Raw genomic sequence first — 12,440 nt, 5'->3', positions numbered from 1 at the left:
CGTTCATCATCGCGGTGCGAGCGGTGCCCGGCCCGTCGTCGTGCGGCCGTACGGCGGTGTCCGGCACGGTTGACGCGCGTCGACCCCTCGGGCCAGGCTTCCTCCCGACAGGCAAAGAGTGACGGATACATGACATGAAACGGTGCGGCGCGATCCCGCCGTGCCGTCCGTACCCGCCGAGGTGGAGGCCCGCCCGATGCTCCTGCACACCCGCGCTCCCGTTTCCCCCGTGTCCCGGCTCCTGCTCGCCCTCGTCCTGCTGGTCGCGGGGCTCGCCGGAGTCGTGGCCGGCGCCGGTCCCGCCCGCGCGGACGGCTGCTACACCTGGTCGCGCACGCTCTCGCAGGGCGCGACCGGGGCCGACGTGACCCAGCTCCAGATCCGCGTCGCCGGCTACCCCGGCTACGGCGCCGTCCTCGACATCGACGGCTCCTACGGCCCGGCGACCGCCGCCGCCGTCAAGCGCTTCCAGACCGCCTACGGCCTCGCCGCCGACGGCGTCGCGGGACCGGCCACCTTCAGCAAGATCTACGCCCTCCAGGACGACGACTGCACCCCGGTCCACTTCACCTACGCCGAGCTGAACAACTGCAACACCACCTGGGCGGGCGGCGCCGTCAGCGCGGCCACCGCCAAGTCCAACGCGCTGCGCACGATGTGGAAGCTGGAGGCGCTCCGGCACGCCCTCGGCGACCAGTCCATCCGGGTGACCAGCGGCTTCCGCAGCACCGCCTGCAACGCGGCGGTCGGCGGCGCCTCCACCAGCCGGCACCTGTACGGCGACGCGGCCGACCTCGGCGCCGGCCCGCACACCCTCTGCCGCCTGGCCCAGCAGGCGCGCAACCACGGCTTCAACGGGATCCTCGGCCCGGGGTACCCCGACCACTCCGACCACGCCCACGTCGACCACCGGCCCAGCCGCTTCTGGTCCGCCTCCTCCTGCGGGATCTGACCGGACCCCGGGGGCCCGGCCGCGCGGCCGGGCCCCCGGGGGGGGGGTCAGTAGGTGACGCCGACGTGCGCCAGGGCCTGCTTCAGGAGGACGCCGTGGCCGCCGGGCATCTCGCTCTGGACGGCGAGCGAGGCCGCCTCGTGCGGGGTGAACCAGACGAGGTCGAGGGCGTCCTGGCGCGGCCGGCAGTCGCCGCTCACCGGCACGATGTAGGCGAGCGACACCGCGTGCTGGCGCGGGTCGTGGTACGGGGTGATGCCGGCGGTCGGGAAGTACTCGGCGACCGTGAACGGCTGGAGGGACGCGGGCACCCGCGGCAGCGCCACCGGGCCGAGGTCCTTCTCCAGGTGCCGCAGCAGGGCGTCCCGGATCCGCTCGTGGTGCATCACGCGCCCGGACACGAGGGTGCGGCTGATCGTTCCGTCGGCGCCGATCCGGAGCAGCAGTCCGATGCTCGTGACCTCACCGCTGTCGTCCACCCGCACGGGGACCGCGTCGACGTACAGGATCGGCATCCGGGCCCGGGCCGTGTCCAGTTCGTCCGAGGTCATCCAGCCGGGCGTGGTCTCAGTCATGTCAGACATCGCCTGATCATACTTTCTGCCGGGGTCCCGGCGCTGTGATTCCCGCATCCGCCGGTCGGGTGGGTCCGCGGGTGCCGCGGGCCGCCCGCGCCGCCGACGGCGGGTCAAGGGGAGGAAAAATCACGGAAATTGGTCTAGTCCAAGATCCCTCCGGGTGGGCAGCGGAAACGGCCGACGCCCTCGCCGAAAGGTCTAGTCCAGCCTCGGTCCGGGCTGTTGACCCCCTTCCGCGCCGCCCACTATCTCCATACCCAGCACTCGCCCCGCTCCCACCGGGGCGGTCGCCTCCGAACCCCTCACACCCCTCGGGACCGACTGACATGAGAAGCATGCGACCCCTGCGCGCGATCCTCGCGGCCGTCACCACCGCCGTGGCCGCGGCCGGGCTGACCACCCTCGGAGCGGGCTCCGCCCAGGCGGCCACCCCGCTGCCCAACCGGGTCTTCGCCCCCTACTTCGAGGCGTGGACCGGCGAGAGCCCCGCCGCCCTCTCCGCCCAGTCGGGTGCCAAGCACCTGACGATGGCGTTCCTCCAGACCGCCACCAAGGGCTCGTGCACGCCGTACTGGAACGGCGACACGGGCATGCCGATCTCCGCCGCCGTCTTCGGCGCCGACATCAAGACCATCCAGGGCCGCGGCGGGGACGTGATCCCCTCCTTCGGCGGCTACACCGCCGACACCACCGGCACCGAGATCGCCGACAGCTGCACCGACGTCAACCAGATCGCCGACGCGTACGAGAAGGTCCTCACGACCTACGACGTCACCCGCCTCGACATGGACATCGAGGTCGACTCGCTCGACAACGCCGCCGGCATCGACCGCCGCAACAAGGCCATCAAGGTCCTCCAGGACCGCGCCGCCGCCTCCGGCCGCAAGCTGGAGATCTCCTACACCCTGCCGACCACCCCGAACGGCCTCGCGGCGAGCGGTCTCGCCGTCCTCAAGAACGCCGTCACCAACGGCGCCCGCGTCGACGTCGTCAACATGATGACCTTCGACTACTACGACAACGCCGTCCACGACATGGCCAAGGACACCCAGACCGCCGGCCAGGGCCTCTACAACCAGCTCGCCAAGCTCTACCCGACGAAGACCCCCGCCCAGCTGTGGGGCATGGTCGGCATCACCGAGATGATCGGCGTCGACGACTTCGGCCCCGCCGAGACCTTCACCCTGGCCAACGCCCGCACCGTCTACGACTGGGCCGTCTCCAAGGGCATCAACACCCTCTCCTTCTGGGCGCTCCAGCGCGACAACGGCGGCTGCCCCGGCGGCGCCGCCGCCGACAACTGCTCCGGCATCGCCCAGAACACCTGGGACTTCAGCCGGATCTTCGCCCCCTTCACCAGCGGCGCCACCGCCCCGACCGACGACTTCTCCGTCGCCGCCGCTCCCGCGAGCGGCACCGTGACGGCCGGCTCCGCCGCCACCGCCACGGTCTCCACCGCCGTCACCGCCGGCTCCGCCCAGACGGTCTCCCTCTCCGCGAGCGGCCTCCCGGCCGGCGTCACCGCGAGCTTCGCCCCGGCCTCCGTCACCGCCGGCGGCTCCTCGACGCTGACCCTCTCCACCACCGCGGCCGCCGTGTCGGGGACGTACCAGATCGCCGTCACCGCGTCCGGCCCCTCCGCCGTCCACACCGCGACCTACACCCTGACGATCACCGGCGGCACCACCCAGTGCACCGCCGCCCCGTGGTCCAGGACCGCCACCTACACCGGCGGCCAGCAGGTCTCGCACCAGGGCCACACCTGGAAGGCCAAGTGGTGGACGCTGGGCGAGGAGCCCGGCACCACCGGCCAGTGGGGCGTCTGGCAGGACCTCGGCGCCTGCTGACCACCGCACCCCTCCGGCGCCGCCCCCGTCCCCCCGGACGGGGGCGGCGCCCGTCCCTCACTTCACCGAACCGGCCATCACCCCCTGCACGAAGTGCTTCTGGAAGGCGAAGAACACCACCAGCGGCACCACCAGGGAGAGGAACGCCCCCGGCGCGAGGACCCCGATGTTGCTGCCGAACTGCCGCATCTGCGACTGGAGCGCCACCGTCAGCGGCTGGGACTCGCCGTCGGCGAACAGCAGCGCCACCAGCATGTCGTTCCACACCCACAGGAACTGGAAGATCCCCAGGCTCGCCAGGGCCGGCCGCCCCAGCGGCAGCACGAGCCGCCGGAAGATCCGCCACTCGCCGCCGCCGTCCAGCCGGGCCGCCTCCAGCATCTCCCGGGGGATCTCCGCGAAGAAGTTCCGCAGCAGGAACACCCCGAACGGCAGCCCGTACGCCACGTGGAAGAGGACGACCCCCGCCACCGTCCCGAACAGCCCCACCGCGCCGAAGAGCTTCGCCACCGGCAGCAGTCCGATCTGGACCGGCACCACCAGCAGCCCGACGACCACCAGGAACAGCCCGTCCCGGCCGGGGAAGTCCAGCCAGGCGAAGGCGTATCCGGCGAGCGCCGCCACCCCCACCACCAGGACGGTGGCGGGGACCGCGATCAGGACCGTGTTCCAGAACGCCTGGACGAGTCCCGAATCCGCCAGCAGCGCCCGGTAGTTGTCGAAGGAGAGCTGGGCCGGGTCGGCGAACGAGGTCCACCAGCCGCCCGCCGCGTTGTCCCGTTCGGAACGCAGCGAGGAGAGCAGCAGCCCGGCCAGCGGGGTGATCCAGACGAGGGCGACCAGCACGAGGAGCGCCTGTACGGCCGAACTCCCCAGCAGACGCGTGACCTTCGTGTCCCTCACCGGGAACCCCCCTTCCGGAAGCGCCGGATGTTGAAGACCATCGCCGGGACGACGAGCAGGAGCAGCAGCACGCTCAGCGCGCTGCCGAGCCCCTGGTCGTTGCCGCCGCCGAAGGAGACCAGCCACATGCGGGTGGCGAGCACGTTCGCCTCCTCCTGGACCGGTCCCGGGGCGATGACGTAGACGAGGTCGAAGACCTTCATGACGTTGATGACCAGGGTCACGAAGACGACCGTGAGGACCGGGGCGAGCAGCGGCACGGTGATCCGGCGGAAGATCTGGCGCTCGTTCGCGCCGTCCACCCGGGCCGCCTCCAGGACGTCGCGGGGGAGGGCGGCGAGCCCCGCCCCGATCAGCACCATGGAGAAGCCGGTCCACACCCACAGATAGGCGCCGATGACCGCCGGGGTGACGAGCGAGGGGCCGAGCCAGTCGACCCCGCCGTACCCGGCGGCGAAGTTCCCCGCCGGCACGCGCAGCCGGTACGACCCCTCCGCGAGCCCGTCGAGGCGGAAGGAGCCGTCGGCGGCCGTGCGGGTCTCGGCGACCGCCCGCCCGTCCCGGACCGCCTCGACGGTCATCCCGGGCAGCCCCTTCTCCCGGGCGTCCACGGCCCCCGGCCGGCCCCCGGCGCCCGGCGTGAAGTCCAGGTAGACGGTGCCGGACAGGGCACCCGGCGCGGATTCGGGGACCCGCGCCCGCTCCGCGTCCCCCGGCACGGCCCCCGGGGCGACGCCCACGAAGGGCAGGGCGACGGCGGAGCCCGGCCGGACCTCGCCGGTCGCGTACCCGCCGGCCGGGGTGCCGGTCAGCCCCTTCCCCTCCCGCGCGCGGGCGGTCGGATAGGGCGAGGGCTCGGCGAAGGCGTCGTGGACGCCGACCACCACCGCGTTGAGGACGCCCCGGTCGGGATCCTGCTCGTACGCCAGCCGGAAGACGATCCCCGCCGCGAGGAACGACACGGCCATCGGCAGGAACAGCACGAGCTTGAACGCCGTCGCCCACCGCACCCGCTCGGTGAGGACGGCCAGGACCAGGCCGAGCCCGGTCAGCAGGACGGGGGCGACGACCACCCAGACCGCGCTGTTGCGCAGCGCCTTGAGGGTGGCGGGGTCCCGGACCATCTCCGTGTAGTTGTCCGCGCCGACGAACCGGTCCCCGGTCGCGTCGAAGAGGCTGCGCAGGACGGAGAAGACCACCGGATACGCGACGAGCGCGCCGAGGAGCAGCAGGGCGGGCAGGGCGAAGAGGGCCCCGAGGAGCCGCCGCCGGCGCAGGGCGCGCCGCCGCGGGTCCGCCGCGCCGCGCCCCGCCGCCCGCCGGCCCGAGCCGGGACCCCGGCCGGTGCCGGGTCCCCGGGCCGCATCGGAATCCCGGGCCGCTCCCGGCCGCCCGGTCGTGTCAGGACGCCGGTCCATGGCGGGCCGGCCTCAGTTCCCGTACGCCTTGGCCGCCGCGGCCTCCAGGGCGGCCGCGGTCCGCCTCGGGTCCGAGGGGTCGCGCAGGAAGTCCTGGAGCAGCTTCCACTCTCCGGCGCCCTTGGTGCCGCCGAAGGCCGCGGGGGCCTGGTCGGACATGTCGAAGCGGACGGAGTCGCCCGCCGCGACGAGCGAGGCGGCGGTGGCGCGGGCGGTGTCGTCCGCGTACGCCTCCGGCCTCACGTCCTTGTTGGGGGAGAGGAAGCCGCCCGCCCCGGCCCACACCTCGGCGGCCTCCGGGGTGGCCAGGAACTCCAGGAACCGCATCCCGGCCTCCGCGTTCTCCGCGTCCTTCAGGACGACGGCCGCGTCCCCGCCGCTGACCACCGGCGCCTTCCCGCCGCCGACCGCCGGGAACGGGAAGAACTTCGCGTCCTCGCCGGGCTTCTTGCCGTACTCGTCCTTGGCGACGCCGCCGACGAAGTCGCCCTCGTAGACCATGCCGGCCTTCGGCTCGGGTCCGAAGACCTTCTCCACGGAGCCGGGGAAGTCGGTCCGCAGCGCTTCGGCGGCGCCGCCCGCGACCAGCCGCTCGTCCTCGAACACCTCGGCGAGGGTGGTGAGCGCGGTGACGACGCTCGGGTCGGTCCACTTCAGCTCGTGGCGGGCGAGCAGGTCGTACTTCTCCGGCCCGGCCTGCGACAGGTAGACGTTCTCGAACCAGTCGGTGAGGGTCCAGCCGTCCTCGCCGGCGACGGCGAAGGCGGGCCGTCCGGAGTCGGCGAGCGTGCGCCCGGCGGCGAGGAGCTCGTCCCAGCTCTTCGGCTCCGTGACGCCCGCCTGCTCCAGGGCGTCGGGGGCGTACCAGACGGTCGACTTGTGGGCGGCCTTGAAGTACAGGCCGTAGAAGGTGCCGCCGACCGTGCCGTAGTTCTTCCAGACCGGCGCGAGGTTCCCGCCGGCGGTGGTGGCGGCCTTCTCGGAGAGCGGCTTCAGCCAGCCCGCCTTCGCGAACTGCGCGAGGACGCCGACCTGCGGGACGAGCACCACGTCGGGGGCGTTGCCGCCCTCGATCTTGCTGCCGACGAACGTGGAGACGTTGTCCCCGGAGGGGACGAAGACGGTCTTGGCCCCGGTCTTCGCGGAGAACGCGTCGAGGACCTTCTTGAAGTTCTTCTGCTCGCTTCCGGTCCACACGCCGGCGACCGTGACGGTGGTGCCGGCGAGTTCGCCGCCGGACTTCGCGCCGCCCCCGCCGTCCCCGCAGGCGGTGGCGGTGAGCGCGAGGGCGAGCGTCGCGGAGAGTGCTCCGGCGGCGCGGAGGGTGGTGAGGGAGGGTCGTCGCACGGGTCGTCCTTCCTTCGGTCTAATGCATTTATGTTAAGTAGCGAAGACGAAAGCGTGTCAACGGTGGCGACCCAACATGCTTGATTACGCCAGGACTTGGGAAGGCAGGAGGACGCGAGGAAAACCCCTCTACCTAACCTGTAGGTAGAGGGGCCGGAGGAAGGAGGGGCGGAGGTGACGTCAGGGACCGGACGCGATCGGCCCGTCGTGCGGGATCGCCGCCAGCTCCCGCGTCAGCCGCCGCACGCCCTCCTCGGGCGAGGCCCGCAGCGCCAGCACGTCCTGCGCCACCGCCTGCACCGCCAGGCTCACCTGGTCGTACCGCGCGCTCTTCGGCCGCGGCACCGCCGCCAGCACGCTCTCCCGGAGGATCGGCAGGTACGGATGGGCCGCCACCAGTGCGGGATCCGTGTACAGCGAGGCCCGCACCGGCGGCAGCGAGCCCCGCGTCAGCACCTGCCGCTGCACCCGCTCGCCCGTCAGGTACGCGAGGAAGTCCGCGGCCGTCGCCGGGTGCCGCGACCGGGCCGACACCGCCAGGTTCGAACCGCCCAGCACGCTCCGGCCCGGCCCGTCGGGACCCGGCAGCGGCGCCACGCCGAAGCGGCCCGCCACCTTCGACCCGGGCCGCCCCGCGTCCGCGTACACGTACGGCCAGTTCCGCAGGAACAGCAGCCGGCCCTCCGCGAAGGCCGCCCGCGACTCCTCCTCCTTGAACCGCAGCGCCTCCGCCGGGATCCACCCCTCCCGCACCCCGCCCGCGAGGAAGGCCAGCGCCTCCCGCGCCGCGTCCGAGTCCACCCCCACCCGCGCGTCCCCCTCGCGCAGCACCGTCCCGCCCGCCGACCCGATCGCCTCCGTGACGTTCACCGTCAGCCCCTCGTACGGCAGGAACTGCCCCGCGTAACCGCCGAGTCCGTGCCGCGGCGCCAGCGTCCTGGCCAGCCGCGCCAGCTCCGCCCAGGTCCGCGGCGGCCGCTCGCCCGCCGCGTCCAGCACGTCCTGGCGGTAGTACAGCAGCCCGGCGTTCGTCACGTACGGCACCGCGTACAGCCGCCCCCGGAACGTCGCCGTGTCCACCACCGGCGGCAGGAACGCCCCCAGGCCGAACCGTCCCCGCTCCAGGGGGGCGATCAGCCCCGCCGCCGCGAACTCCGACGTCCACGCCACGTCGATGTTCAGCACGTCGAACCGGCGGCTCCCGGACCGCAGTTCGCTCAGCATCTGGGCCCGCGTCTCGTCCGCCGACTCCGGCAGCTCCACCAGCGTCACCGGCTCCGCGGGCCGCTCCGCGTTCCACTCCGCCACCAGCGGCCCCAGGTAGTCCGTGAGGTCGCCCGCCGTCACGAAGGTCAGCGCCCCCCGCCCCCCGTCCGCCCCCGCACCGGCCGGACCCCCGCCCCCGGCCCACCCCGCGAGCAGCACCGCCGCCACCAGCAGGCCCCTGCGCACGGCCCGTACCCGTCCCATAGGTTCCCTCCCGTACGCGGTCCCCGGCGCGAGGCCCCATCGTGGCAGACGCGCGGCGACCCGCGGGTGATACTGGACCGGCGGACCCGGCGCCCGCCGGTCCCCCGGCCCCCGGCCCGCCACCACCGGGCCGGGAACGGCGAACGACACAGAAGGGGGAGCGCGTGCGGCAGCAGCTGCTGGCACTCCTCACCCGGGGCCCCGCCCACGGCTACGAGCTCAAGCAGGGCCTTGAACAACTCCTCGGCTCCGCCTACCCTCAGCCCAACGTCGGCCAGGTCTACGTGACCCTCGGCCGGCTGGAGAAGAGCGGACTCATCGAGGGCGAGGACGTCGAACAGGCGGGCCGCCCCAACAAGCGGATCTACCGCCTGACGGACGCCGGACGGGAGGCCGTCGCCGCGTGGTTCGAGGACACCTCCGAGGAACCCCGGGTGCGCGACGGGTTCTTCATGAAACTCGCCCTCGCCCCCCTCTCGGGCCTCGCCGACCCGATCACCCTCATCAACCGGCAGCGCCGGCAGCACCTCAACACCATGCGCAGCCTCTCCCGCCTCGCCGCCGGGGAGGACCGCGACAACAAGATCGCCCACCTCCTCATCGAGGGCGCCATGCTGCACCTCCAGGCGGACCTCGACTGGCTGGAGCGCTGTCAGGAGGAACTCGAATGACGACCGGGCCCGGCGCCCCGCCGGAGGCGATCGTGCGCGCCGAGGGCCTGACCAAGACCCACCACGGCGACCGCGCCCCCGTCCACGCCGTCCGCGGCGTCGACCTCACCGTCCGCCGGGGCGAGTTCGTCGCCGTCACCGGCCCCTCGGGGGCCGGCAAGTCCACCCTCCTCCACCTCGTCGGCGGACTCGAACGCCCCGACGCCGGCCGCCTCTGGATCGACGGCGAACGCGTCGACGGCCATGGCGAGGCCCGCTGGGCGGTGCTGCGCCGCCGCAGCGTCGGCATCGTCTTCCAGTTCTTCAACCTCGTCTCCCACCTCACCGTCGCCGACAACGTCGAACTCCCCGCCCTCCTCGCCGGCGCCACCCCCCGCGCCGCCCGCGCGAGCCGCGCCGAACTCCTCGCCGAACTCGGCCTCCACGGACGGGAGAACGCCCTCCCCGGCGCCCTCTCCGGCGGCGAACAGCAGCGCGTCGCCCTCGCCCGCGCCCTCGTCAACCAGCCCGCGCTGCTCCTCGCCGACGAGCCCGCCGGCAGCCTCGACAGCAAGGGCACCCGCGACGTCCTGCGCCTCCTCGCCCGCTTCCACGCCCGGGGCCAGACCATCCTGATGGTCACCCACGACGCCCGGATGGCGTCCGCCGCCGACCGCGTCATCAGCTTCTTCGACGGCCGCGTCGCCGACGACGCCGTCCTCGGCGACCCCGCCCCCGCCCGCCCGGGGGTGAGCGGCGTGCTCGACCTGAAGGACTGACCCGGAACCGGCTGCCCCGGAACCGACCGGCCCGGAACCGACCGGCCCGGAACCGACCGGCCCGGAACCGACCGCCCCGGGCCCGGCGGCCGAGACGACGAGGAGGCGACACCATGCGGGCGACCTGGCGATGGGTCCGCTCCGACCTCCGCACGCACCGGGGCGAGGCCCTCTTCGCGGTGCTCGCCACCGCCGGGGTCATCGCCTCCCTGCTGCTCTCCGCCGCCCTGCTCGGCTACGCGGCCGACCCCTGGCAGCGCGTCTTCAACCAGTCCCGGGGCGGCCACGTCTGGCTCCACGGGCGCGGCGGACCCGACGGCTTCGACCCGGCCGCCCTCGCCCCGCTCGCCTCCCTCGACGAGGTCGCCGCGGTCTCCGGCCCCTTCCGGACGGCCGCCGCCACCCTGGAGACCTCCGGGACCCGCGCCGACGTCGTCCTGCGCGCCACCGGCACCCGCCCGCCCGACACCGCCCGCCCCCTCCTCACCGAGGGCCACTGGCTCACCGCCGGGGACCGGCCGGACCAGATCGTCCTGGAACGCGCCCTCGCCCGGACCCTGTGGGCCGGACCCGGCGAGACCGTCACCGTCACCCTGGCGGGCCGGGACGGACCCACCACCCGCACCCTGTACGTCACGGGCGTCGCCGAGACCGCCGAACCCCGCTACCGGGCGGGCGGGGGCGGCGGCGTCGGCTGGATCCTCCCCGGCACCCTCGACCGGCTCGCCCCCGCCGTCACCGGACAGAGCGTCGGCCTGCGCCTGAAGGACCCCGACGACACCGGATACGCCGTCCAGCGCGCCGTCACCCTCCTCGGTGCCGAACGCGTCGACCGGGTCACCACCTGGCAGCAGGCCAAGGCCGACGCGGGCGGCGACGACCGGCTCCTCGGCCAGATCTTCGCCGCCTTCGGCCTGGCGTCCCTCCTCGCCGCGTCCGTCGCCGTCGCCGGCGCGGTCCGGGCCCGGATCCGGGGGCAGGCCGGCGACATCGCCGTCCTCAAGGCCGTCGGCTTCACCCCCGGCCAGGTGATCCGCGGCTTCCTCCTCCAGCACCTCGGCTTCGCCGTCGCGGGCGCCGCGCTCGCCACCGCGGCCACCCTGACCTGCGGGCGGTGGATCCCCGGCAGCGTCGGCGAGGCCGTCGCCCTCTGGCCGGGGATGCCCGGGCACCGGGCAGCCGTCGCCGGCGTGCCCGCCGCGGCCGTCCTCCTCATCGCCGCCGCCACCGCGCTCGCCGCCTGGCGGGCCGGCCGGGTGCCCCCGGTCCCGGCCGCCCGCTCCGCGCACCCCGCCGCCCGCCCGCTCTCCGCGCTCGGCCGCCGCGCCCTCGGACTCCGCCTCTCCCCGGTCCTCGTCCTCGGATGGCGCTCCGCCTTCACCGCCCCCGGCCGCGCCCGGGCCCTCGGCGCCACGGCCCGGCTCGCCCTCCCGATCGCCCTGATGACCGTGGCCCTCGTCGCCTGGTCCACCCTGGGGCAGTTCCGCACCGACCCCGCGCGCATGGGCCGGGCCGCCGCCCTCACCGTGCGCACCGAACAGCCGCCCGCGGCCCCCACCGCGCCCCCCGCCGACCCGGAGGCGGTGCTGGAGGCGGTGCCCGGCGTCGCCGACGCCGTCCCCGGCGCCGAGTTCCTCGCCCTCGTCCCCGGCCAGACCGGCACCATCACCCTGCGGGGCCTCGGCACCACCGGCGCCCCCTACCCCCACACGATCGCCGAGGGCCGCGCCCCCGAAGGGCCCGACGAGGCCGTCGCGGGCCAGGGACTCCTGGACCTCCTCGGCGTACGGGTGGGGGAGTGGGTCCGGATGACCGTCGAGGGCCGCCCGCAGATCCTGCACCTCGTGGGCCGCAGCATCGAGCCCGACCACGGCGGCCGGGTCGTCTCCACCACCCTCGACACCCTCCGCGACGGCGTCCCGGGGCTGCGCCCCGCCTTCCACGCCCTCGTGCTGCGCCCCGGCGCCGACCCCCGGCGGGTCGCCGCCGCCGTCGCCGCGGCGGGCCGGGAGAAGGCCGAGGTCCGGGGCGCCGCCGACCCGGCCGACGCGCCGGACGCGCCCCGGGGCGTCCTCGCCGCCCTGGTCGCGGTCCTCGCCCTCATCGCCCTCGTCGAACTCCTCACCCTGATCGGCACGGGGGTACGCGACCGGGTGCGGGACCTGCTCGCGCTGCGGGCCATCGGCCTGACCCCCCGCCAGATCGGCGCGGCCGTCGTCACCGCCGCCGCGCTCACCGCCCTGGCCGCCGCCGTCCTCGGCACCGCGGCGGGCGCGGCCCTCGGCCACCGGCTGGTCGACGCCGAGGCCGCCGCGACCGGCCTCGGCGCGGGCGTGGCCCGCCTCCCCGGCGCGGCCGTCCTCGGCGGCCTGGTCCTCGCCGTCACCGTGACCGGCGCGCTCGCCGCCCTCGCCCCGGCCGTCCGCACCGCCCGCCGGCGACTCGTCGACTCGGCGGGCGAGACCCTCTAGACCGGGTCTTCCGGTCCGGACCGGA

General features: G+C 74.8%; 10 protein-coding genes. 5 read left to right on the top strand and 5 right to left on the bottom strand.

The features are described 5' to 3' along the window. Window positions 1-196: 196 nt before the first annotated feature. Entirely contained in the window at window positions 197-952 is a 756-nt protein-coding gene (locus IE326_RS22610; protein ID WP_150232378.1) for a D-Ala-D-Ala carboxypeptidase family metallohydrolase, read from the top strand. A 47-nt stretch (window positions 953-999) separates the two neighbouring features. Here IE326_RS22610 and IE326_RS22605 read toward each other — a convergent pair whose 3' ends face one another. Next, a complete protein-coding gene (locus IE326_RS22605; RefSeq protein ID WP_150226568.1) occupies window positions 1,000-1,536 on the bottom strand; it encodes an NUDIX hydrolase family protein in 537 nt (178 codons plus the stop codon). 320 nt (window positions 1,537-1,856) lie between these two features. On the opposite strand from IE326_RS22605, the gene IE326_RS22600 reads away from it, so the two are divergent. Then, the gene (locus IE326_RS22600) at window positions 1,857-3,377 is read left to right on the top strand and encodes a glycosyl hydrolase family 18 protein (protein ID WP_190042798.1); all 1,521 of its coding nucleotides are present in this window, start codon (window positions 1,857-1,859) and stop codon (window positions 3,375-3,377) included. Window positions 3,378-3,434: 57 nt separating this feature from the next. Here IE326_RS22600 and IE326_RS22595 read toward each other — a convergent pair whose 3' ends face one another. From IE326_RS22595 to IE326_RS22580, 4 genes are all read right to left on the bottom strand, one after another. Continuing rightward, the gene (locus IE326_RS22595; RefSeq protein WP_190042797.1) at window positions 3,435-4,280 is read right to left on the bottom strand and encodes a carbohydrate ABC transporter permease; all 846 of its coding nucleotides are present in this window, start codon (window positions 4,278-4,280) and stop codon (window positions 3,435-3,437) included. Beyond that, on the bottom strand, window positions 4,277-5,698 hold the full coding sequence (locus tag IE326_RS22590) for an ABC transporter permease subunit (RefSeq protein ID WP_190042796.1): 1,422 nt from the start codon (window positions 5,696-5,698) through the stop codon (window positions 4,277-4,279). Before IE326_RS22590 ends, IE326_RS22595 begins: the two co-directional genes overlap by 4 nt. Window positions 5,699-5,710: 12 nt before the next feature. After that, on the bottom strand, window positions 5,711-7,045 hold the full coding sequence (locus IE326_RS22585; RefSeq protein WP_190042795.1) for an ABC transporter substrate-binding protein: 1,335 nt from the start codon (window positions 7,043-7,045) through the stop codon (window positions 5,711-5,713). Window positions 7,046-7,225: 180 nt separating this feature from the next. Next, window positions 7,226-8,515, bottom strand: a complete 1,290-nt coding sequence (locus IE326_RS22580; RefSeq protein ID WP_190042794.1) for an ABC transporter substrate-binding protein — start codon at window positions 8,513-8,515, stop codon at window positions 7,226-7,228. 164 nt (window positions 8,516-8,679) lie between these two features. On the opposite strand from IE326_RS22580, the gene IE326_RS22575 reads away from it, so the two are divergent. The 3 genes from IE326_RS22575 to IE326_RS22565 all read left to right on the top strand — a co-directional run bounded on the left by IE326_RS22575 (window position 8,680) and on the right by IE326_RS22565 (window position 12,415). Further along, entirely contained in the window at window positions 8,680-9,186 is a 507-nt protein-coding gene (locus IE326_RS22575) for a PadR family transcriptional regulator (protein ID WP_190042793.1), read from the top strand. Further along, window positions 9,183-9,944, top strand: a complete 762-nt coding sequence (locus IE326_RS22570; RefSeq protein WP_190042792.1) for an ABC transporter ATP-binding protein — start codon at window positions 9,183-9,185, stop codon at window positions 9,942-9,944. Before IE326_RS22575 ends, IE326_RS22570 begins: the two co-directional genes overlap by 4 nt. A 113-nt stretch (window positions 9,945-10,057) precedes the next feature. Continuing rightward, a complete protein-coding gene (locus IE326_RS22565) occupies window positions 10,058-12,415 on the top strand; it encodes an FtsX-like permease family protein (RefSeq protein WP_190042791.1) in 2,358 nt (785 codons plus the stop codon). Window positions 12,416-12,440: the final 25 nt, after the last annotated feature.

Source organism: Streptomyces filamentosus, assembly GCF_014654895.1.
GTDB classification, from domain to species: Bacteria; Actinomycetota; Actinomycetes; order Streptomycetales; family Streptomycetaceae; genus Streptomyces; species Streptomyces filamentosus.
Note: the sequence above shows the minus strand (reverse complement) of the source record. Positions and strands in the feature narration are given on the sequence as shown.

Excerpts from the sequence above, each read along its gene's own strand:
- IE326_RS22610 (WP_150232378.1), top strand. The coding sequence starts at position 197 with ATGCTCCTGCACACCCGCGCTCCCGTTTCCCCCGTGTCCCGGCTCCTG.
- IE326_RS22605 (WP_150226568.1), bottom strand. The coding sequence starts at position 1,536 with ATGTCTGACATGACTGAGACCACGCCCGGCTGGATGACCTCGGACGAA.
- IE326_RS22600 (WP_190042798.1), top strand. The coding sequence starts at position 1,857 with ATGAGAAGCATGCGACCCCTGCGCGCGATCCTCGCGGCCGTCACCACC.
- IE326_RS22590 (WP_190042796.1), bottom strand. The coding sequence starts at position 5,698 with ATGGACCGGCGTCCTGACACGACCGGGCGGCCGGGAGCGGCCCGGGAT.
- IE326_RS22580 (WP_190042794.1), bottom strand. The coding sequence starts at position 8,515 with ATGGGACGGGTACGGGCCGTGCGCAGGGGCCTGCTGGTGGCGGCGGTG.
- IE326_RS22570 (WP_190042792.1), top strand. The coding sequence starts at position 9,183 with ATGACGACCGGGCCCGGCGCCCCGCCGGAGGCGATCGTGCGCGCCGAG.
- IE326_RS22565 (WP_190042791.1), top strand. The coding sequence starts at position 10,058 with ATGCGGGCGACCTGGCGATGGGTCCGCTCCGACCTCCGCACGCACCGG.